The sequence below is a fragment of the Flavobacterium restrictum genome (assembly GCF_007097245.1).
In the GTDB taxonomy this organism is placed as follows: Bacteria; Bacteroidota; Bacteroidia; order Flavobacteriales; family Flavobacteriaceae; genus Flavobacterium; species Flavobacterium restrictum.
Genome location: NZ_VJZT01000007.1, coordinates 81,761 through 104,734, shown reverse-complemented (window position 1 = coordinate 104,734; position 22,974 = coordinate 81,761). Strand labels below are relative to the sequence as shown.

Genomic DNA, 22,974 nt, shown 5'->3' with positions numbered 1-22,974 from the left:
AGTTCAAAAAAATATAGCGGTCAAACTACTTGAAAATTACGGTTCTTGGTTTAGCCAATTCAAAATCTTGCAAACCAAAATCATCAGTATCAAAAGTGTTTGTTCTAAAATTGGAGTCGCCATTGGTACCTGTATTAGGAAAATAGGCCAATGAGATTTGGAACGAACTAAACACCAAAAAATCATTATTGATAATTAATCCAATCCCAATTTTGGAATACGGTTGACTGTGGTTTAAATGCTTTTGGGGAGTTCCCAAATACCCTAAAGAATAACTAAAATAGGGATTTAATCGAAAACCCCAAACATTCCAGGGCGAATAGGCTTGGGTTTGCAAGGTTAAAACCATTTTTTGAGTGCCATAGAGTGCACTATTAAATCCTTCAATTCCGTATTGCTCGTTGAGTGTGAGGCTATCGCCAATAGCATTCAATCTATGAGATCCTATAATAAATTGGGGTTTTATAAACTGTCTAATTTTCCAATCGCCCAGGTGCATTAGGTTCGTAAAATAGTTGGCTTGAAACGTAAAGGCAGTTTGACTGGTATTTGATTTTTCAAAAAAAGTACCTAATTCCATATTAACACTCAAAAAACCCCACGAATAATAATTTCCTAACGAAGCTCGAGCACCCAAATAAAAACGACCCGTGCTATTCTTGTATTGATACCCACTCGTGATGCCATAAATTTTGCCAATGGGAATATCCTCAACAACACCATTTCTAAAAATATACTTGTCTTGCACAAATTTTTGAGACGTAATACCAATTCCCATAAGGTACAATTTCTCATCCGAATAGAAATTAATAGGATCGTAAGCAGCAGTAGGATTTTCTAAATAATTGATATGTAAGTAACGCCCTGAAACAATTAAGTTCGTTGTTCTATTGTTTGGAGTATTTCCCTTAAAAATGCTAAAGGCGTGACCCACCCAATAATCCTGTGAATTGTACTTGAAATTTTGCGAAGCATACTCGAGCGCACTGTCAGGGAGTGTATCTTTCCTGAACTGTTGGTCAACATAAATCCCGCCCGCCCATTTAGTAAAAGCAGAGTAAAAAGGACGCTCGATAGTAATGCTTTTGCTGTAATAACGGTCTAAATCTATTTGATATTTAAAGTTTGTTTTGATAAAAGTGTTCTTGATATTAGGAATCGTATAATCCCATAAATAGCCAATATTCCCATCGTTTTTCCGACTCTTATACTCATTATGAAACTCGTGCCCCATGCCCATAAAGTTGCGTTCGTTGAGCTTTAAAGTCACCTGTGATGGCGAAAAAGAAGCTCTTGGAATCAAACTCCAAGAATCTAAAACACGAATCACAACATCAACCGAATCAGCAGCGTTTGAAACTGGTTTTACAACAACATCGACCGTGTTTATGAACCGTTGCGCTCGCAACAATCGTTCTGATTCTTTAACCAATAACGAATCTAGTACGTCATTTTCCTTAATGAGCAGGAAATTTTTTACCACTAGTTTTTTGGTCTTAACGTGGATTCTATTTCCTGTTCTTTCTCGCCATTTATCTGGTTTTTGTGTGGTATCGGTTGTTGAATAGCCAAAAGGATCTAGCGTTGTAATTGTAATCGTGCGGATAATCTTTCCTTCAAAAGGCCCAAAATTTTGAAGGATAATTTTGTTTTTTCTCTTTTTGACATTTACAGGTCTAAAAACTAATTTGTGCAAAAAAGTAGTGAATTTTTTCTTTTTCGAATAGTTTTGAATGGAGTTATAAACCTTCGAACTATCGGTTTTAGGAACGCTAACTTGCGAAAACAAGAGTTGACCGTTTAGCATTAAAAAAAAACAGATCAAGGTAAAGAAGACTTTCATAAGCAGTATTCTATGTTTTTTTTAGCAAGAATAAAGAAAAATAACGCCATCAAAGGTGGTATTTATTTTAAAAATAATAATTATAGATTTAGTCAAAAAAATTATAAAATTCACACATTTACTATGTGTACTTACAAGCTGTTTTTTTCTAGCTACTACTACAGCAACGCAATACGGTTTGACTAAGCTAATGTACTCAAATAAGCGTACACCTTATCCGTAGGCAATCCCATAACATTGGCGTAAGAACCTTCAACTTTTGCAACGCCTATAAAGCCAATCCATTCTTGAATACCGTAAGCACCCGCTTTATCATAGGGTTTGTAGTGTTCTAAATAATACAAAATGGCTTCATCGCTCAAGGCATTAAACGTCACTTTGGTCGTTTCTTGAAGCAGCGTCGAGCCAGCATTTGTCTTGAAACAGACTGATGTAATTACCTCATGAGTGGCATTAGACAATGATTTTAAAATAGCAAAAGCATCCTCGTGGTCTTTGGGTTTTCCTAATGCGTTGCCGTTGTGCCAAACAATCGTGTCGCTGGTAATTAGAATATCGTTGTCTTGCAAATCGCCCTCAAAAGCACTCGCTTTTAGTGCCGCGAGATAGTTCGTAATGGCTCCCGATTTTAATTCAGGTGGGTAAATTTCAGGTATTTCTTTTAATCGGATTTCAAAATCCAAATCCAAATCTTTGAAAAATTGTTGTCTTCTAGGTGATCCCGAAGCCAAAATTAAGTTGTATTTTTTTAATTTATTTTTAAGCATGGTGCTGAATGGTATACATGAGAAGCGCTATTGAAAAAAGTCCAAAAAGCAATATTAATTTTAAAATGGTACTCAAATGATGAAAAGCTTTGGTGGTTTTGGCAGACCAAATTTGAATTGAAAAATAGAGCAAAGGTGCGGCAATAAAAGCAAAACTATAGGCGGTAATCAACATTAAATTATTGGGAACAAAATAAGTATTGATGTAATTCAACAGTACCAAAACGGGAACACAACTCAACCCAAAAACAATTTTGGTAGTTCTTGAAACTCCCAAAACAATAGGCAAAGTGCTCATACCCTGTTGGTAATCGCCATCCAAATCTTCTAAATCCTTGACAATTTCCCGAATAAAATTAATCATAAATGCAAAAACAGCATAATCCCAAAGGATCGAAAAAAGGTTTCGCATTTGTTGTTGGTTGCTTGCATCGGTTGCAGGAAAAATATCAAAAACACCAATGACAAGAACGCTTATAGACAGCAATAATGCCACAACAATATTGCCTATTAGCAGCATTTGTTTCAAACTCGTGGCGTAGAAATAAAGTGTTGCTGCAATTAAAATAAAAAGCGTTGCAAAGCTAGGTCTTTGGATCACATTCGATAAATAAAATCCAATGGCAACACCCGTAACCGTAAGCCCCATATAGATAGTGTATGCAGTAGTTTCGGGAATAGTTTTGCCTACAACAACTTGATTGGGTTTGTTGATGGCATCCGTATCTTGGTCAAAAATATTATTGATAACATAACCACCAGCCGCAATTAATAATGTCGAAAGCACTAATAAGCCATATTGCCAATAGGCCAATGCCAAGGAAACGTTTTGCAGTTCCAGAAAACCATACCTAAAAACCAGTTGCATAATGGCAAGAAACAGTAGGTTTTGGTAGCGTATGAGTGTAAGGTATTTCATTTTTTTTGTCTAAAGAGTATTGCTTTTTCAATAGAAAGTATACTGAATTTTAGTATTTTAAAAGCTTATTTAATCGTGTTTCCCGTCAAAATGTGCCATCCATTTTCCTTGTACTTTCATAACTTGCTCAATGACATCTCGAGCGGCACCTTTTCCTCCATTTTTATGCGAAATGTAGCCTGAAATCGCTTTTATTTCGGGGCTAGCATCTTGCGGACAGCTAGGCAAACCAACCAATTGCATCACATGATAATCTGGAATATCATCGCCCATATAGAGCACTTGTTCTGGATTTATTTGGTACACCGCTGTATATTCTTTAAAAGTTTCGACTTTATCAGGCGTTCCTAAATGAATGTCCGTAATGCCCAGATTGCGCAAACGCACCCGAACACCTTCGTTGCTTCCGCCCGAAATAATACAAACATTATAGCCACTTTCTACGGCTGCTTTCATAGCATATCCATCCCTGATATTCATGGTTCGCAATATTTCGCCTTCATTGGTTACCAATACGGAACTGTCCGTAAGTACTCCATCAACATCAAAAACAAAGGTTGTGATGGTATTCATTATTTCTTTATAGCTTTTTGCCATGATTTTGTATCGATTGGGTTAGTATTTTATAGATAAGTATTTGATTGTCATGCGTCAAAAAATTCTCGTGCGATTGAATTGTAGTCTCGTCATGCCGCCTTGCAGGCCCCGTTTGTGCATCTTGAGGCGAAAGGGTTTTTATTTTTTGAGCAGTTTCTTGAATTAAAGGCATCAAAATTCCAAAAGGAATTTGGTGTTCCTCACATATATCCTGCCCTATTTGGTACAAATGATTCGTAAAATTATTGACAAAAACAGCCGCTACATGCAAGGCTTTTCGCTGTTGCGAATTGATGGTAAAAACAGCTGTCGAAATACTCTTGGCTACTTTGTCTATCAATTGAAAATCAGTAGGATTTTCGGTTTCTAAACAAATTGGAATAACGCTAAAATCGATAGGTTTATTTTTAGAAAATGTTTGCAAAGGATAAAAAACACCTTTCCTATTCTTATCGTCCAAAGCAGTAATTGAAGCATTTCCAGAGGTGTGAACTACCAATTTATTTACAAAAGGCAGTTGCGATGAAACGGTACTAATTGCGCCATCGGATACTGCTAATATATACAAATCGGCTTCTTTCAAATCAGTGTATGCGGTAACAATTTTGTCAAAATCAAGCAAATGAAGTACGGATTCTTTTTTTCTAGCAAAAACCTGTACGAGCTCAATTTGCGCACTAGCCAAAAACACGTTGATTAAGTGCTGTGCTACATTTCCTGAACCTATAATTGTTACTTTGATCATGCTACAAAACTACCATTTTTTTTTAAAGGATAAAACAGCTAGACAACCAGGGCATTCGCTTTTAAAATTTTTCATCACAAATTTTCACAAATTCAAAGTCTGTTTTTGGTCTGTTTGAGTTAATTATGATGTTATTGACGGGTTCATTTTTGCGTAAATTTATATAATTTGTGTAATTTGTGTAATTTGTGTAATTTGTGTAATTTGTGTAATTTGTGGTTAAAGAAGATTATGCTTTTTAAAAGCGAATGCCGTGGCAAAGAATCCAGGGCATTCTCTTTTAAAATTTTCTACCACAAATTACACAGATTATCACAAATTTAATAATTGAACAGAATAAATTTTGCCTATTTTTAGAGTTAGTGTAATTAAAACTGATCGTAATTCGTGAAATTCGTGTTTAACTTTTTTTTAAAAGCGAATGCCCTGCTAGATAACCGCTTTTAAAAGTTCACCGCAGATCGCTTCGCCTATTCGCTATCGCTCGGGTCACAGATTTTGAAATAAAATACTACTGTTTTTATTTCACTGATTCATTATGATAGTAAAAACCTTAAAAACGAATGCTTTTTGTTGGTTTTTGTATCGTAAATTCTCTTTTCATTCAGCAAAAAAGGCTTCCTTAATTTTGGATTAAATTAACAAATGTGTCAAGAATGGAGTCAACATTTTTGAGTACTTTTGTACCACTTTTACAAAACTATTCTCTTTATAAATGGATAAAAAATACTACTCCTTTTTGTTTTCGACACGATTAATGGCTGTTTTATTTCTAGGATATGCCGTTGCCATGGCCTCAGGAACCTTTATCGAAAGCAAATACAATACGGATACCGCTAAAATTTGGATTTACAATGCGTGGTGGTTTGAAGCCATTCACGTTTTTTTCTTGATAAATTTCATTGGAAACATCAAGCGATACCAACTTTTGAAGAAAGAAAAATGGGCTACTTTATTGTTGCATTTGGCTTTTATATTCATCATTTTGGGAGCGTTTGTAACCCGTTATATCAGTTACGAAGGCATGATGCCCATTCGCGAAGGTGCTGCCGAGAATCAGTTTTTTTCGGATAAGACTTTTTTGACCGTTTTTGTAGATGGCGAATACAAGGGCGACATGAAACGCCGTATTTTCGAGAAGCCTTTGCTCCTATCTCCTGTTACCAACAATGCTTTTTCGATCAAAGAAAATTTCGCTACAACCCCTTTTGAAATTGAATATCAAAAGTATATTATGGGTGCCAAAGAATATGTAAAACCAGATCCAAAAGGGATTGTGTATTTGAAATTAGTCGAAGCGGGTGCGGGTGGACGTGAAGAACATTTTTTGAAAGAAGGCGAAGTTCAAAACATTCACAACGTACTTTTTGCTTTAAATAAATATACTGCTGGAGCCATAAACATCAATACAACGGGCGCAACCTACACGATTCAAACCCCATTTGAAGGAAATTTTATGCGCATGGCTGATAAATTACAAGGCAAGGTAATCAAGGATGCCGCACAACCATTGATGATGCGATCGCTATACAGCATAGGCGAAAAACGGTTTGTTTTTCCGGATCCTGCTAGCAAAGGCGTGATTGATTACGAAGAAAAAATTGATTACAAAGCCAAAACGCATGAAGATGCTTTGGTCTTGAAAGTCAAAGCCGAAGGGCAAGAAAAATCAGTTACCGTTTTGGGTTCCAAAGGCAAAGTAGGAGATTTCAAAACCGTAAAAATTGGCAAGATTGAGTACACCTTTTTCTATGGTAGTAAAGCATACGTTTTGCCTTTTAAAATAAAATTAAACGATTTTATAGCCAAAAAATATCCCGGAACCGAGAAAAGTTACTCGGCCTTTGAAAGTAAAGTTACCGTTCAGGATTCTTTAAAATCATTTAATGCGCGTATTTTTATGAATAATGTACTGGATTACAAGCAATATCGGTTTTTTCAATCCTCTTTTGACCCTGACGAAAAAGGAACGGTGTTGTCCGTAAACCATGATTTTTGGGGAACTTGCATTACGTATGCGGGCTATTTCATGCTGTTTTTTGCCATGATGTCCATTCTATTTACCAAGCATTCCCGTTTTGCCGATTTGAAACGCAAGTTAGAAGTGGTCAAAGCCAAAAAAGCGGCATTGCTTACACTGTTGTTCTTGTTTAGCTTTGTTGGTTTTGCTCAAAATCATGAGGCCCATCAACACCAAATTCCAACCCAAAAAGCATTGGACTCCTTACTCATTAAATACACCGTTCCCGAGTCGCATGCGACCAAGTTTGGGCGATTAATCATTCAGGATGCGGGCGGTAGAATGAAACCAATCAATACCTTTTCGTCGGAATTGTTGCGTAAAGTGAGCCATGCCGATACGTACCAAAATATGAATTCTGATCAGGTATTATTGTCGATGACGCAATATGCCAAAATTTGGATTGAAGTACCGCTCATTTACATTAAGCCAGAAAACGACAGTATTCGCAAAATTATTGGTATTGATTCACAGGCAAAATATGCTCCTTTTATTGCTTTCTTTGACGAAAAAGGGAACTACAAATTGACACCGTATCTTGATGAAGCCTACAAAGCTGCCAATCCAGATTCTTTTGAAAAAGGTTTTATAGAAACCGATAAAAAAGTAAACCTAATGGAATCCGCTTTGACGGGAAGTATCTTGCGCATTTTCCCGATTCCAAAAGACCCCAATAACAAGTGGATTTCGTACCTAGAAATCGATCATGCTGGACTCAAAGGAATGGATGCTACCTATACCAAAAACGTTTTGCCGTTGTATTTTGGCACTTTAAACGATGCCGCAACTAGCAAAAATTATAAAACAGCAAACGAATTAATAGAAAGTATAAACGGTTTCCAGAAAAAATTTGGAAGCAAAGTAATGCCTTCACAGCGTAAAATAGACCTTGAAATTGCGTACAACAAATACGATATTTTACCCAAATTGTTTTACTGCTATTCGCTTGCGGGAATCTTGATGCTCGTTTTTACACTGCTCTCTATTTTCTTTGACAAAAAAGTATTCCGAGTTACCGTTAACGCTTTTCACATCAGTATTGGGTTCTTCTTTCTTTTACACACCATAGCGCTAGTGGCACGCTGGTACATATCTGGGCATGCCCCATGGAGTAATGCCTACGAAGCCATTATTTATGTGGCTTGGGCAACGATGTTTTTTGGATTGGCATTCGACAGTAAGTCAAAATTAACAGTCGCCTCGGCAGCATTTGTCACTTCAATGATTTTTATGGCCGCCAATGCCAACTGGATTGATCCCGAAATTGCCAACCTGCAACCCGTGCTTAATTCCTACTGGTTGATGATTCACGTGGCGGTTATCGTGGCAAGTTACGGCCCATTTGCTTTAGGACTAATTTTAGGTTTTGTATCGCTTGTTTTAATCTTTTTTACCAATGAAAAAAACAAAGCCAAAATGGATTTAAACATTCAAGAAATCACCTACATCAACGAAATGGCATTGACCATTGGACTCATTATGCTTACCATAGGGAATTTTCTTGGCGGACAATGGGCAAACGAAAGTTGGGGACGTTACTGGGGTTGGGATCCAAAAGAAACTTGGGCTTTGATTAGTATTATGGTCTACGCCTTTGTGATTCACGCTCGATTTGTTCCTTCGTTACGAGGGAAATGGATTTTTAACTTAATGAGTATGTTTGCTTTTGTATCTATTTTGTTCACGTATTATGGAGTGAATTTTCACTTGGTGGGCATGCACTCCTACGCCAGTGGCGAGGCAAAATCCTTGGATTGGATTTATTACTCATTAGGAACTATTGCGGGTATTGGTGCCATCACCTATCCTAAATACAGAAAATACTATAAGAAATAAAGATCGTTTATTGACCCAAAAAAAAGGTTCAACTTTGTGAGTTGAACCTTTTTTTGTGATTGTTATTTGGGATTTTAATAGTCAAAAACGATTGATACCGCAATAAACTTAATCCCTTTTGATTTCTATTTCTACTCCCATTTGGATAAACAATAGTATTAAAATCAAGTACTTAAATGAGTCCTACAAATAGCAATTACGCACTTTCGTCAAACATAATTTCGTCGGAACTGCCTATTTTATATAAAGGCTCATTGAGTAGCAATGTAAAATAAAAAGTAGATCCCTCGCCTTCGATGCTTTCAACCCAAATTTCACCACCATTTTTTTCTAAAAATCCTTTTACTAATAACAATCCAATCCCAGCTCCTTTGTTCTTTTTTCTTGTTTCCGAAAGGGTTTTCATTTGTGGCGTAAAAAGTTTTTCCATGATTTCTTTTGACATTCCAATTCCTGTATCCTTGACTTGGACAATGATTTTATCTGCCATAGTTTTTGCAGAAATTGTAATAGACCCTCCTTTTTCGGTATGTTTTATAGCGTTTGAAACGATATTTTGAATTATCGAAATCAGCATTTTACCATCGGCAAAAACGGAAGTGTTTTCTTCAATTTCGTGATGCAAATTGATAGCGTTTATCGAAGCCGTTTCGTTCAAGGTTTCAAAAACTTTATTGATGTATTCCGTTAATTTTATTTTTTGCGGAGAAAAAACGTCAGATGCGTATTTTATTCTTGCCCATTCTACAAGATAGTCTAACATTTCCAACTCGTCGATAGAGGATTTGTAGAGTAAATTAAGCATTTCCTGAACCGCTTCGGGCTTCATTTTTTGGAAATTCTCTTTTAAATACTTGGCTGTTCCAATGATAGCCGATAATGGACTTCTTAAATCGTGAGACAGTATGGCCAAAACACTTTCTTTATGTGTGTTGAGTTCCTCTAATTCTTTGACGTATTTTTTGATAGCATCTTCAGAATGTTTTCTTTCTGTCAAATCGCGTAAAATTTTTACATAACCCAACATTTCTCCCCCTAAACCAATGAGTGGAAAAACCAACCCATAGGCATAAAAAAGGCTTTTATCTTTGGCAATATGCCACCTATTATCAGTTGCTCTGCCTTCTTTAAGAGCAGTTTCAATTTCCTTTTTTGGAACACCATTTTTTAAATCTTCGTCTGTAAAAATCAATTCAAAAGATTCTCCTATAACTTCATCGGTTTCGTAACCAAATATTTTTGCAGCACCTGAACTCCAGCTGTTAATGACAAATTCTTGATCTAATGTAAAAATCGAATAATCCTGTAAGCTATCAATTATTTGACTATAAAATGCAGCCGTAGGCATGTATTTGTTCTTTGTAATTTTCGAATTTTCTTGTTTATTTTCCATTGAAAGTATATTATATAAAATGAATTATCTTGTTGTTTCCCCTAAAATAGCGCAGGAAGTCAGTTTGAAAAAACGGTTATTTACTGTTGGCAAATATAGCAAACCCATTATATAAAAACAGGATTTTCGAGTTTTAAAGAGTATCATTTATTACTGGGAAATAGCATCCCTGTTTTTAGGAATTAATATGCAAAAATCCTATTTAAATCCCTAAAAAACAACGTTTATAACACCCGAAATCAACCTCCAAACAATTCCCTAACAATCCGCCATATTCACAGCAATTGCTAGTCCGCCTTGTGAGGTTTCTTTGTATTTGGAGTTCATATCTTTGGCGGTTTGCCACATGGTATCAATCACTTTGTCGAGGGGAACTTTGGCATTTTTGGCATTGGTTTCTAGGGCTAATTCGGCGGCATTTATCGCTTTTATAGCACCCATTGTATTGCGCTCGATACACGGTATTTGAACCAAACCACCTATAGGATCACAGGTTAATCCTAGGTGATGTTCCATAGCAATTTCGGCAGCAATTTGTACTTGCGCTGGCGTTCCTCCCATGACTTCGGTTAAGGCGGCTGCTGCCATAGCACTCGAAACCCCAATTTCGGCTTGACAACCTCCCATAGCGGCTGATATGGTAGACCCTTTTTTGAAAATACTACCAATTTCGCCCGCAACCATTAGGAATTTTTTGATTTCGTTGTCGCCCGCTTCATGTTTTTCTATGACCAAATAATACATTAAAACGGCAGGAATTACACCAGCACTTCCGTTTGTGGGAGCGGTAACAACACGACCCAAGGCGGCATTTACCTCATTTACCGCTAGGGCAAAACAGGAAACCCATTTTAATATTTGTCGGAACTTCACTTCCGTTTTTCTAATTTCTTCTAACCATGTTTGTGGCGAGTTGTAATTGGCCAACCCAATGAGATTTTGGTGCATATCAAAAGCACGTCGGTGCACGTTCAATCCGCCAGGAAGCACGCCCTCCGAGTGGCAACCTATGTACATACACTCGAGCATTGTATGCCAAATTCGTAATAATTCATGATGGATTTCGGTTTCGGAACGCATGGATTTTTCGTTCTCATAAACAATTTCGGATATGGATTTGTTTTGAGAAATGGTATAATTTAAGAGTTCCTCGGCATTTTGAATTGGAAACGGAAAAGCACATTTGATGTCCAATTTTTTCTTGGCGTTACTCCGTTCTTCTTTGACTACAAAACCACCACCGATAGAATAAAATGTCGAAACATACTGGGTTTTATCCTCAAAAAAAGCGGTAAAACGAAGTCCATTAGCATGAAAAGGAAGGAAGTTTTTATTGAAAACGAGGTCTTCCAAACAATGAAATGGAATCCTTTTTTGATTACCTAAAAGAATCTCGTTTGTGGTCTTGATTGATTTGATGATGGAGTCAATATTTTGAATCGGAATCGTTTCTGGATCTTGCCCCGAAAGTCCGAGCATAATGGCCAAATCAGTGGCGTGACCTTTTCCTGTCAGCGACAGGGAACCATATAAATCAACTCGAATGCGGGTTATTGCTTGACGCTTATCTAATCCCAATTCTAACAAAAAGCGTTCAGCGGCACGCCATGGCCCTAATGTGTGCGAACTTGAAGGCCCAACACCTATTTTTAACATATCAAAAACAGAAATACATTCTTCCATGAGCATCGATTTTCTAAAGCAAATATAAAGTAATGCTAACGCAAAACGAATTTTATAATTAAATTAATGTATTTTTGAGACAACACTAACAATTCTTATTTTTATATCAAATGAAAAAAATTGTCACCTTATTATTCGTAGTTTTCTACCTCACAAATGGCATTGGTCAAACCTTTAAAGTTTCAAAAAAAATAGCAATAAATGGCGATTCTGGCTGGGATTATTTAGCTGTAGATGATGTAAACCAAAAGCTATTTGTCTCTCACGGAAACGTTGTTAATGTGGTTGATTTAAAATCGGATGCCGTGATTTTTACCATTCCCAATACCAAAGGCGTTCACGGAATTGCGATTGCCAATGATTTGAACAAAGCTTTTATCACTTGCGGTGCAGAAAATGCCGTTGCAATTGTCAATCTAAAAACTTTTGAATTAATAGAAAAAGTCGCCATTGAAGGCCAAAAACCAGATGCCGTTTTGTATGATGCCTTTTCTAAAAAAGTGTTTACTTATAATGCCAAATCCAATGACGCCACCGTTCTAGATGCCGTAACCCATAAAGTCATAAAAACGATTCCGTTAGGCGGAAAACCTGAATTTTCAGTCACCAATACCAAAGGGTTGATTTATGTGAATATTGAAGATAAAAACCAAATTAAAACCATAGATGCCACCAAATTAGAAGTTACAGCAACTTGGTCTATTGCGCCTGGTGACGAACCGTCTGGTTTAGCAATTGATCTGGAAACCAATCGTTTGTTTTCGGTTTGTGGCAATAAATTGATGGTAATTGTTGATGCTCTTAAGGGTAAAATAATCAAAACGCTCCCAATTGGAGATGGTTGCGACGGTGTTGCTTTTGATGCCAAAAAGAAACTCGTTTTTAGTTCCAATGGAGAGGGAACGATTACGGTAATTAAAGAAAAAAATAACACTAGTTTTATGGTTCAAGAAACAGTAAAATCCAAAAAAGGAGCACGAACAATTGCTTTGAATCCAAGCAATAGTAAACTATATTTATCCACAGCAAATTTTGGTGCAAAACCAAAACCTACTCCCGAAAATCCAAATCCATGGCCAAGCATTGCTCCCAATTCCTTTATGATTTTGGTGGTTTCAAGCGGGCAATAAATGCTGATTTTTCTACCCTTAAATTTACTAGGAATCAAATGAAAATACCCCTTGCAATACTTTTTTTACTTTGTGTAACCAACTCTTTTTCGCAAGAAAAAGAGTTGCGCTTTTATATCGAAAAAGCACAAACCAACTCGCCTTTGCTTAACGATTTATCCAATCAAATTAAGTCGAATGCAATAGATAGTTTAATCACTAAAGCTTCATATAAGCCTCAAGTTACTGGAAATCTTCTTGCGAATTATGCGCCCAATTACAATGGTTTTGGTTACGATAATGCGATTACAAATGGGCAATCGGTGTCGGGATTGGTTGGAATTAATCAAAAAATAATGAGTAAAAATAGGATTAATACGCAAGCCGAAACCTTTAAATTACTAAAAGAAGGTTTGGTTTTGAATAAAAAAATTGCCTTCAAGGATTTGAATAAAACGATTGTTTCTCAATACATTTCGGCTTCTGGAAACCAAGAACAAATTGTTTACAATCAAAAAATATTGGAATTATTAAAATCCGAATCGCAAATTCTAAAAAAATTAACCCAAAATTCCATTTACAAACAAACTGATTATTTAATTTTTCTGTCCACAGTACAGCACCAGGAATTGCAAGTTTTAAGTTTAAAGCAACAATATCAAAACGATTTGGGGTTGCTAAACTATCTTTCGGGCGAAAATGACACCACTTTTGTACGATTAAAAAACCCAAAAATCACTTTAAAAAGCCTGAAAAACAACGAAAAATTCGTGTTTCTAAAACAATTTGAAATCGATAGTTTGAAAATCCAGAATCAAAACAAACTCATTGACAACAATTACAAACCCACAGCAGCATTGCTTGGCGATGCAGGATATTTATCCAGTTTTGCCAGTCAAGGATATAAAAATTTTGGATTAAGTGTTGGTTTTGGATTGTCAATTCCCATTTATGATGGCGGACAAAAAGCATTGCAACATCAAAAAAACGAAATCGCTCTAGCAACCAATTTAGGATATAAAACCAATTTCAATAAACAATACCAACAGCAATTGACGATGCTACATTTGAAGTTACAACAAACCTTTGCCACCGAAAAGCAATTGCATTCACAACTCCAAATTAGTGAGGCACTTATTGAAGCTGATAAAAAATTATTAGTCAGTGGCGATGCACAAATTACCGATTTTGTGATTGCGATAACAACTATAATTGCGATAAACAACACCATTTCGCAAAACAAAATAAACCAACTGCAATTGATTAACGAAATTAATTATTGGAATTCTAATGACTAAAACTATGAGAAAAAAGCTATTCCTATTTGCCCTAATTCCGCTTCTGTTTTTTTCTTGCCAAAATAAAACAGCCGAAGAAAAACCTATCGATACCACTATTCCCGTAACAATTACCTCTATTGATACATCAGGAATTGATACTTATGTGGAGCTAAATGCAACGGCAACGTATCTAGTCAAAAACGTTGTCAAAGCCAATGCAACCGGTTATTTGAACTCGGTAAATGTGGCAACAAATGATTTTGTAACCCATGGAAAGGAACTGTTTTCTATCAAAACGAGAGAAGCAAAAATTTTAGGCAATTCGGTAAATAAAATTGACCCAACGCTCCATTTTGGCGGTGCTATAAAAGTAACATCCAATACCAGCGGTATTGTAACGATGGTCAATGTGCAACAAGGCGATTATGTGCAGGATGGCGATGCGTTAGTAACGATTAACGATACCAAAAGTTTTGCAATGGTGTTGAGTTTACCTTATGAATTGAAAAAAATTGTCACTATTGGCAAAACGTTTTCCGTTACGCTTCCAGACGGCAGTAGCAGAATAGCAACAGTTCAAAAATTTATGCCAACCGTTGATACCGCTTCGCAAACGCAAAATGTGGTACTCAAAATCAATGGTAAACAGGACATTCCAGAAAATTTAATTGTAAAAGTTCGAATCAATAAAACTTCGAATTCGAATACTATTTCGTTGCCCAAAGCCGCAGTTTTAAGCGACGAAACCGAAACTAATTTTTGGATTATGAAAATGATAAATGCCAATACCGCTATAAAAATTCCAATCAAAAAAGGAACTGAAACCGAAAATAAAATCGAAATTCTATCGCCAGTTTTAACTCGTGAAGACAAAATTTTATTGACCGGAAATTATGGTGTAGGCGATACGATTAAGGTGAAAGTAGTTAAAAATTAAAATGGTTTGCCACAGATTAAAAAGATTTTCACAGATTCTTGAAATCCTTTTTAATCCTTTAAATCTGTGGCTAAAAAATATAAAACATGAACAACTTCTTTGTAAAGCATAAAAACGGTTTGAGTGCCATAATTTTCCTGATTATTTTGGGAGGTTTTTTTGCGTATTCTAAAATGCAAACCAGTTTATTTCCTGAAATCACATTCCCAAAAATCAAAATCATTGCCGATGCAGGTCAGCAACCCATTGATAAAATGATGGTTACGGTGACTAAACCGCTAGAAAATGCCATCAAAAAAGTACAAGATCTAAAAACCGTTCGCAGTACCACGAGTCGTGGAAGTTGTGAAATTTCGGCTTTTATGGATTGGAAAGCGGATATTGATTTGAGCAAAACGCGTATCGAAGAGCAAATAAGTCAAATTCAAAACGATTTGCCTCCCAATGTTCAAATTACAGTCGAAAAAATGAATCCGTCCATACTGCCAGTTATTGGTTATGCGATTGAAAGCAAAGGAAAATCGGCTATCGAACTCAAGAAAATTGCTACTTATACCATCAAACCCTTTCTGTCGCAAATCGATGGCGTTTCGGAAATTCGGATTATTGGCGGTAAAGAAAAAGAGTATTGGTTGGCATTGGATTTTAATAAAATGACCGCTTTAGGAATTACTCCCAATGCGATTACGCAGGTGTTAAGTGAGACCAATTTTATAAAATCCAATGGATATTTGTCGGATTATCGGTATTTGTATTTAACCATTACTGATGCGCAAGTCGATAAAAAAGACGAACTCGAAAACCTCGTGATTAGCAATAATGGCAAAGGAATTATTACCCTAAAAGACATTTCGAGCGTTGCAGTTAAGGAAGCCAAAGAATACATAAAAGTCAATGCCAATGGCAAAGAAAGTATATTGGTTGCCGTTATCAAGCAACCCAATGCTAATTTGATTTCGCTTACGGATGCGATGAATGCGAAATTAGAAGAGCTAAAAAAAATACTTCCCAACGGGATCAAAATCACACCTTATTACCAGCAAGCTACTTTTGTAAACGATGCCGTAAAAAGTGTGACCGATAGTTTGTTAATTGGACTATTATTAGCCATAATTGTAGCTGTTTTATTTTTGAAATCAGCCAAAGCAAGTGCTACTATTTTGATTGTAATTCCAGTAACATTAGGATTGACCTTGCTCGTTTTGTACCTAACTGGACAAACATTCAACATCATGACTTTGGGTGCTATTGCAGCGGCTTTAGGGTTAATTATTGACGATGCAATTGTGGTTGTAGAGCAAATTCATCGCACACACGAGGAACATCCAGACGAGCCAACGGTAACGCTTTTGCAAAAAGCCATTCAGTATTTGTTTCCAGCAATGGTGGGCTCATCCGTCAGTACGATTGTGATTTTTATTCCATTTGCATTGATGAGTGGCGTGGCTGGTTCCTATTTTAAAGTGCTTACGGATACCATGATTATCACTTTGGTTTGTTCGTTTTTTGTGACTTGGTTGTTGCTTCCTGTGATTTATTTGTGGTTGTCTAAAAAAGAAAATTCAACTAGTTCTGCTAAAAACAAAACCGAAATTCACGAAGTAAAAACCCAAAACTGGGTGGCGTATTTTATAGGAAAACCCATTATTAGTCTTGCTTTTTGTGTTGTTTTACTCCTTTCCATAATTATTATTTTGCCTAATCTTGAAACAGGATTTTTACCTGAAATGGATGAAGGAAGTATTGTTTTGGATTATGAATCTCCGCCAGGAACTTCTCTTGAAGAAACTGATAGAATGCTAAACGAAGTGGAAAAAATCATCATAAAAATTCCCGAAGTCGAAGCCTACAGCCGCAGAACGGGAACACAAATGGGATTTTTTATCACCGAACCCAATCGTGGCGATTATTTAATTCAATTAAAAAAAGACCGAAACAAAACGAGCAACGATGTCATTGATGAAATTCGTACCAAAGTAGAAGCCACACAACCCGCTTTGCGCATCGATTTTGGGCAAGTTATCATGGATATGTTGGGCGATTTAATGAGCTCTGTTTCGCCAATAGAAGTAAAAATTTTTGGGAACAACCAAGCCGAATTACAAAAAATAGCCAAAAAAGTAACCGCCATTATCGAAAAAGTAAAAGGAACTGCCGATGTTTTTGACGGAATTGTTTTGGCTGGCCCAGCAATAAATATTGTTCCAAATTATGCACAACTAGCGCAATACGGCATTACGCCAACCGATTTACAGTTTCAAATGCAAACCGCTCTCGAAGGAAATGTGGTAGGTACTTTATTAGAAAACGAAAAACAAACTCCCATTCGATTGATTTATGCCAATGGTCAAAAACGAAGCTTGGAAGACATCAAACAACTCAAAATATTTTTGCCAAACGGTCAAGCGGTTCCCATTTCGAGTATGGTGACTATTTCGGTGCAAAAAGGGGTTGCCGAAATCGAGCGTGAGAACCTCCAAATGATGAATGTGGTAACTGGACGATTGGACGATCGGGATTTAGGAAGTGTCATGCAAGAAATTCAGTCCAAAGTTTCCAGTCAAATTCATTTGCCCAATGGCTATTATATTGAATATGCTGGTGCTTACAAAGACCAACAACAATCCTTCAAGGAATTATTACTAATTTTAATCGCAGCCTCTTTACTCGTTTTTGGGGTTATTTTATTTCTTTTTCGAGATTTTAGAATCGCAATTGTTATCCTATTCATTTCGGTTTTAGGAATTGCAGGAAGTTATATGTTGCTTTTTGTAACTGGAACTCCTTTAAACGTGGGAAGTTATACTGGAATTATTATGATTGTTGGTATAATTGCCGAGAACGCTATTTTTACATTTCTTCAATTTAAGGAAACGTTCAAAGCAACTAGAAACGTAAAGGAATCCATAATTTATTCTATTTCAACTCGATTGCGCCCCAAATTAATGACGGCTCTGGGAGCAATAATTGCACTTTTGCCATTAGCAATTGGCATAGGAACTGGGTCTGAACTGCACCAACCGCTTGCCATTGCCGTAATTGGTGGGTTTGTAATCGCCATGCCATTATTATTGATTGTTTTGCCGAGCTTATTGGCGCAAGTGTATAAAAACGAAAAGCATTTTAAACATTTAGAGTAAAAGTAAATTCCTAAAATACGGTTTTATTTCATCAATTGATTGCTGATTTTGTGGTACAATAGTTTTTCGTCAATAGGTTTTGAGATATAATCATTCATACCTACTTCCAACGATTTCTTGATGTCAACCGTTGTCACATCTGCTGTTAGAGCGATAATAGGAATTTTTGAATTCATTTTGTTTCTAATGAATTCAGTCGTTTCAAAACCGTTCATTTCGGGCATTTGAATGTCCATTAGCACAATATCGTAAGTGTTATTTTGTAGCTTTTCAATAGCAATTTTACCGTTTTCGGCAATATCACATTGAAAACCAAAATCTTCCAATATGATTTTTATCAACAGTTGATTGAGCGGCATATCCTCGGCAACCAAAACTTTGATGTTGTTGATGGCGTTATTTTTATCTATGGCAACTATGGTTTCAATGGGGATTTCTTGTGTTGTTTTTTTAAAACTCATTACAAATCCAAACGTGGATCCTTTTCCTAATTCGCTTTTAAGGATTAGTGTTCCTCCTTGATGTTCCACCAGTTGTTTTACAATGGCGAGTCCCAATCCAGTTCCGCCATACAATCGTGATGTTTCGTCAAAAGCTTGTTCGAAATTATCAAAAATAGTTTTTAGTTTATTTTCGGGAATCCCAATTCCTGTATCCGTTAAGGCAAATTCTACAGTTGTTTGTTGCACATCTTCGTTCAGGATTTTAACACTTAATGTGATTTTGCCAATTTCGGTAAACTTGATGGCATTGCTAACGAGATTTAAAATAATTTGACGTAAACGAATGGCATCACCCAATACTATTTTTGGAATTTTGGTGTCTATTTCTTTTACTAATGCTATCTTTTTTTTGTGGCATTTAATTTCGAATAAATGAAAAATTTCTGTGATTGTTTGTTCTAAATGAAATGGCTTTTCTTCAAAATTCATTTTGCCTGCATTGACTTTTGCAAGGTCTAGAATGTCATTTATAATCACAATCAAGGCATTTCCAGAGGTTTTAACGGCGTTGATACATTCTTTTTGTTGGATGTTCAATTCGGTTTTGAGCATCACATTTGTAAAACCAATAATAGCATTCATAGGTGTTCGTATCTCGTGGCTCATGTTCGATAAAAACTGTTGCTTGGCTTTGAGGGCATCTTGCGCAATTGTTGTTTTTTGTTCTGCATTTGCAATGGATTCAATCAATTTATCTTTTAAAATAACATGATTCGTGACATCATACGCAATAACCGCCACGCCCGAAATGGTTTTGTCAGCCTCCATATACGGTTGATACACAAAATTGAAATACACATCCTCCATTTTTCCTTTTCGCATAAGCGGCACCAGAAGTTCATATCCGTTAAAGGGTTTTCCAGTTGTAAATACTTCGTGAAGTAAAGCGGGCACTGCGCTAGTGACAATTTCTGGCAAAACATCAAATAGTGATTTTCCTTCTATGTGATTTCCTTTTCCCCACAGTTTTTTGACACTATCGTTAGCCAATGCAATGGTCATTTCTTTTCCTTTCAAAATAGCAAAGGCAAATGGCGATTGCAAGAGCATCATTTCATAGCGTTTATTACTATCTTCGACGATTTTCAGGGCTTTCTTTTCGACATCCATTTGAATCTCACGAATTTTTTGCTCTTTTTCTTGGACTTCCAACGCTAGTTTTCGAACCGCTGTAATGTCAATAATAGTAAGTACAATTAACTCTTCATTTTGACTAGGTTGACTTACTCGATGAGCATTCAATAGCAGGATTTTGTGTCCAATTGTTGAAAAAGTATGATCGACTTCAAAATCATGGAAACGAATATTTTTGGGTACAATATCCTCCAGAAGCTCCCGTAATCCTTGAAAATTCCATTGGTTATTATTCAGTTTATACAGCGATATTCCAATGCTTTCCTCCTCATTTACCTGAAACATATTACAAAAAGACTTGTTGGCTGATCTAATTTTCATGTCTTTGTCCAGTACCAGCATAGGTTCGTGAATAGTTGCCATAATGGCCTCGGAGTAGGAATACAATTCCTCTATTTGCTGGTTGCGAGAGTGTAATTCTTGGTTGCTTGTGGTAAGTTCTTCATTGGTCGATTCAATTTCCTCTTTGGAGGTTTCGAGCTCTTCGTTTAAGCTTTGCAACTCCTCGTTGCTGGACACAATTTCCTCGTTTAAGCTTTGTAATTCCTCGTTTGCAGCTTCTTGATCGTGCGTTATGGAACCCATATCTGCTCGGGCAGCGGTCAATTCTTCTTCTAATTTTTTGATGCGGCGGTCTTTTGCAATAGCGTTATTATTATCCGCTTTTATAGGATCATGTTCTACTTCTGCAATTTGTTGTCCCGTAAATACAACAACCAGTAACGGTTCTTCGCCTTCAATCGCAATTGGGGTAACTTCTAGATTTACAATTCGGAACGCATTTCCCGTTTTGTCACGGTTCATTTCAATACCTGTTTTTATGACCGTTTGCTTGGTTTTGATGGCGTGGTGAATGGCGTTGCGCAACTCAAAAGTAATTTCTAGATGTGCCATTTTCAGGATATTAAAACTGGCTTTTCCTGATGAATGTTGCAAATAAAGTGTTGTAGCACCTCTAAATTGAAGAATCTCTAAATCATAATTGATAATCACACTGGCTGGAACATAGTTTTCGAGCAATACCGAATCGAAAGCCAATCCAACATTTCCGTTGGGAGAAGTGGTGTTTTTTTTATGAATTAATGCGGGATTTGTATTTTTATTTGGCATAGTATAATTGGCTATTCGGGATGTTATATCCGGTATGGTTTTCACTCCCGAATGGTTTTTTCGAGAATAGAATTTGTATTTTTTATTGGTAACCCCAAAAAGGTGTCCCGATGCTCCAATAGTTTCCGACTTGCCGAGCATTAAATAACCGCCTTCGTTTAAGGCGTAATGAAACGTTGCAATAGCTTTTTTTTGTGCAATGGTATCTAGATAAATAAGGACGTTTCTACAACTAATAAAATCCATTCTAGAAAAGGGTGGGTCACGCAAAATATTGTGATGTGCAAAAACGCAAACATCCCGCAACGATTTAGAAATGCGGTATTTGTCTTTGGATTTTGTAAAAAAACGCTGCAGTCTTTCGGGAGAAACTGTCGTTAATTGATGTGTCGAATATTCCCCAATACGAGCTAGATTTATGGCATCGGCACTCAAATCCGAAGCAAATATTTGAAAAGGAATACTGCTAATCGTATGATTCTGAATTTCCAGCAATGACATGGCAATGGAATAGACTTCCTCGCCAGTAGCACAGGCTGCAACCCATATTCGGAGTGTTTCTCCCGAAGTTTTGGCGTTTAATAATTTGGTTAAAATTGTACTTTTTAGAAGAGAAAAAGCATCTGGATCTCTAAAAAAGTCGGTCACATTTATTAATAAATCTTGATAGAGCAAATCGATTTCGGTAGTACTTTCTTGAAGTAATAGGGCATATTCCTTTAGCGTTTTTATTTTATGAATAAGCATTCTACGCAACATTCTCCGTTTGATGGTATTCATTTTATAATGACTAAAATCTACATTTTTATGCTTGTGCAAAAGTTGCAAAATAAGTTGTAAATTAGAATCATTATTTTCAATTTCTGCTTCGGGATTTTTTTTGGTAGGATTGCGTTTAATCAATGGATGTTTGCTTATTCGGTTTATTTCCAACCCAATTTCTTTGGGTGATAAAACAAAATCTACAACCCCAGAAGCAATTGCGGAATGTGGCATACTCACAAATTTAGCCGAATCGTCTTGAGCAAAAGTAATGCCTCCCGCTTGTTTTATCTCTTTCAGACCACTAGTTCCGTCATGTGCATTGCCTGACAAAACGATTCCAACAACATTTTCCTTATGCGTCTCGGCCAATGATGAAAAAAGCAAATCGATGGAGAGATTCGAAATTCGGTTTTTAGGTCTGGGTATTAATTTAATATGCCCATCAATAACTTCAATTTCTTTATTATACGGAATTACATACACATTATTAGGAATCATTTTTTCCATGTCATCAATATCTTGCACTTCCATTTGGGTAGCCTTGGACAATAAGGAAGGGAGAATGCTTTTATGATCGGGACTCAAATGTTGTACATATATAAACGCCATTCCTGTGGTTGGCGATACACTTTGCAGCAATTGCGTAATGGCTTCAAGACCACCTGCCGATGCGCCAATGGCCACTACTGTAAAACCATGCGCAACGCCCTCATTTTCTTGATTGGAAAGTAATTGAGTTGCTAGTACTTCTGGATCAAGATTGTGATTTGACTTTACTTTTTCGGTTTTGAGGATTGGTAAAGGAGAACTTTTAGGAACTGCTGATTTCATTTTCGCCACAATTTATTTAGGAAAATAGTAAATCAATTTAGAGTTGTTTTATGATAAACAAATGTTAATTGCAAACAAATGTAGTCAAATTCAAACACATTAACTAACAACAAATCATAATAATAAGCAACCAGAAAGACCTATTTTTGCATTATTGAAATACGATAACAATTGGAAAAAAAAGTTTTTGTCCTAGATTTTATAGATTAAAAACATTTTAAAGCTTTGTAATGCGTTAATCTGTTGCAAATAATTTAGTCTGCATTGAAATAGTCGTTCTTTAAAAAGTGCAAAAACAGGCAATAAGATAGTTTTTAGTATCACTATCAATACATTAAACTACAAAAATTTAGCATGGAGCA

13 protein-coding genes are annotated in these 22,974 nt (G+C 36.3%); 5 read left to right on the top strand and 8 right to left on the bottom strand.

Going from position 1 to position 22,974, the window contains the following annotated elements:
• Nucleotides 1-25: 25 nt before the first annotated feature.
• From FNW21_RS08490 to FNW21_RS08470, 5 genes are all read right to left on the bottom strand, one after another.
• Nucleotides 26-1,843: a BamA/TamA family outer membrane protein gene (locus FNW21_RS08490; protein WP_235889610.1), complete on the bottom strand. Its 1,818-nt coding sequence runs from the start codon at nucleotides 1,841-1,843 to the stop codon at nucleotides 26-28.
• A gap of 182 nt (nucleotides 1,844-2,025) precedes the next feature.
• Nucleotides 2,026-2,610 carry a Maf-like protein gene (locus FNW21_RS08485; RefSeq protein ID WP_144256308.1) on the bottom strand — a complete coding sequence of 195 codons (585 nt, stop codon included), beginning with the start codon at nucleotides 2,608-2,610 and terminating at the stop codon, nucleotides 2,026-2,028.
• Nucleotides 2,603-3,529 carry a geranylgeranylglycerol-phosphate geranylgeranyltransferase gene (locus FNW21_RS08480; protein ID WP_144256307.1) on the bottom strand — a complete coding sequence of 309 codons (927 nt, stop codon included), beginning with the start codon at nucleotides 3,527-3,529 and terminating at the stop codon, nucleotides 2,603-2,605. The genes FNW21_RS08485 and FNW21_RS08480 overlap by 8 nt, the downstream gene beginning before the upstream one ends.
• A 69-nt stretch (nucleotides 3,530-3,598) precedes the next feature.
• Nucleotides 3,599-4,126 (bottom strand): KdsC family phosphatase, encoded by a 528-nt coding sequence (locus tag FNW21_RS08475; RefSeq protein WP_144256306.1) that lies wholly within the window; start codon nucleotides 4,124-4,126, stop codon nucleotides 3,599-3,601.
• Entirely contained in the window at nucleotides 4,110-4,871 is a 762-nt protein-coding gene (locus FNW21_RS08470; RefSeq protein WP_144256305.1) for a Rossmann-like and DUF2520 domain-containing protein, read from the bottom strand. The genes FNW21_RS08475 and FNW21_RS08470 overlap by 17 nt, the downstream gene beginning before the upstream one ends.
• Nucleotides 4,872-5,586: 715 nt before the next feature.
• Here FNW21_RS08470 and ccsA point away from each other — a divergent pair.
• On the top strand, nucleotides 5,587-8,727 hold the full coding sequence (gene ccsA / locus FNW21_RS08465; protein ID WP_144256304.1) for a cytochrome c biogenesis protein: 3,141 nt from the start codon (nucleotides 5,587-5,589) through the stop codon (nucleotides 8,725-8,727).
• A gap of 196 nt (nucleotides 8,728-8,923) precedes the next feature.
• Here ccsA and FNW21_RS08460 read toward each other — a convergent pair whose 3' ends face one another.
• Nucleotides 8,924-10,120, bottom strand: a complete 1,197-nt coding sequence (locus FNW21_RS08460) for a PAS domain-containing sensor histidine kinase (protein ID WP_144256303.1) — start codon at nucleotides 10,118-10,120, stop codon at nucleotides 8,924-8,926.
• A gap of 258 nt (nucleotides 10,121-10,378) precedes the next feature.
• On the bottom strand, nucleotides 10,379-11,803 hold the full coding sequence (locus FNW21_RS08455) for an L-serine ammonia-lyase (protein WP_144256302.1): 1,425 nt from the start codon (nucleotides 11,801-11,803) through the stop codon (nucleotides 10,379-10,381).
• 110 nt (nucleotides 11,804-11,913) lie between these two features.
• Between FNW21_RS08455 and FNW21_RS08450 the strand changes: the two genes are divergently transcribed.
• The 4 genes from FNW21_RS08450 (at nucleotide 11,914) to FNW21_RS08435 (ending at nucleotide 18,269) form a co-directional block, all read left to right on the top strand.
• On the top strand, nucleotides 11,914-12,933 hold the full coding sequence (locus tag FNW21_RS08450) for a YncE family protein (RefSeq protein WP_144256301.1): 1,020 nt from the start codon (nucleotides 11,914-11,916) through the stop codon (nucleotides 12,931-12,933).
• 38 nt (nucleotides 12,934-12,971) lie between these two features.
• Nucleotides 12,972-14,210 (top strand): TolC family protein, encoded by a 1,239-nt coding sequence (locus FNW21_RS08445; protein WP_185963907.1) that lies wholly within the window; start codon nucleotides 12,972-12,974, stop codon nucleotides 14,208-14,210.
• A gap of 4 nt (nucleotides 14,211-14,214) precedes the next feature.
• Nucleotides 14,215-15,129 carry an efflux RND transporter periplasmic adaptor subunit gene (locus tag FNW21_RS08440; protein WP_185963906.1) on the top strand — a complete coding sequence of 305 codons (915 nt, stop codon included), beginning with the start codon at nucleotides 14,215-14,217 and terminating at the stop codon, nucleotides 15,127-15,129.
• A gap of 86 nt (nucleotides 15,130-15,215) precedes the next feature.
• Nucleotides 15,216-18,269 (top strand): efflux RND transporter permease subunit, encoded by a 3,054-nt coding sequence (locus tag FNW21_RS08435; RefSeq protein ID WP_144256298.1) that lies wholly within the window; start codon nucleotides 15,216-15,218, stop codon nucleotides 18,267-18,269.
• Between the two features lie 23 nt (nucleotides 18,270-18,292).
• Here the strand turns inward: FNW21_RS08435 and FNW21_RS08430 are convergent, their stop codons facing one another.
• Nucleotides 18,293-22,612, bottom strand: a complete 4,320-nt coding sequence (locus FNW21_RS08430) for a CheR family methyltransferase (RefSeq protein WP_144256297.1) — start codon at nucleotides 22,610-22,612, stop codon at nucleotides 18,293-18,295.
• Nucleotides 22,613-22,974 lie beyond the last annotated feature (362 nt).